The organism is Vibrio sp. 2033, from assembly GCF_033339735.1.
Window position 1 is genome coordinate 1 of record NZ_JAWOVC010000305.1, and the last position, 739, is coordinate 739.

The window sequence follows — 739 nt, forward strand, 5'->3', positions numbered from 1 at the left end:
CTGCACTGCACTCGGTCAATCGTAAACGGCACAAGACCAATGGTAAGAATGGCATCCTCTTCTGCATTTAAGCCCGTCGTTTCAAAATCTACCGAGACAAACGGCACCTCTTTTAATGGCGTATCCCCATTCACCATAGGAGTCGAATAGTATCGCTTCAACCGTTGATCTTGCGCTTGCTCTGCCAACTGCTCAAACAATACTGACCACTCCGGCGTTTGCGAAGTATCGAGCAGCGGTGTACTCGCCTTACTTTTTGCCAACCACATCATTTACTGCTTCTTTGGTAGCGGAACTTAATGAAGTTCTGCGCATTACTTAGAATTTGGAATGCCGCTTTTAGATTACGACGTTCGAAATCGGACATGTTTTTTGGCTCGATGTTGTTATCCGGCTCGTCGCCATATTCAATATCCAAGGCTTGGTGACGGATTCGAACCATATAGATAAGCTCCATCGCATCTCGCAAGTCCATTCCTCGCCCTTTTGGCAGAATCCCGGCGTCATTAATGTCGTCTAATCGATCAAACGAGTTTTGCGAACGCGAACCAATCGCCAAGGCATGCACTCGAATCAAATCTGCCAGCGGCGCGGTACCGCGTCGTTTAAGGTTGATAGAGTTGCGATGACGCCCATCTTTCTCCATCACGAAATCTTTAAAAAATCCTAACGGCGGGGTTCTTCGAATTGCGTTGTAAGCCATACAAGCCAAAAATCGATTGTTCTTTTTGGCTCGTCT

Annotated in this window: 1 protein-coding gene and 1 pseudogene; both read right to left on the reverse strand. The window is 47.0% G+C overall.

The genetic code is table 11. The features are described 5' to 3' along the window. A pseudogene (locus R7P74_RS26250) lies at positions 1-272 on the reverse strand (3'-5' exonuclease); the annotation flags it as partial. Beyond that, positions 269-739: putative nucleotidyltransferase substrate binding domain-containing protein (locus R7P74_RS26255; protein ID WP_318123571.1), on the reverse strand; the 471-nt coding region annotated here is incomplete at its 5' end. The pseudogene R7P74_RS26250 and the gene R7P74_RS26255, both read right to left, overlap by 4 nt.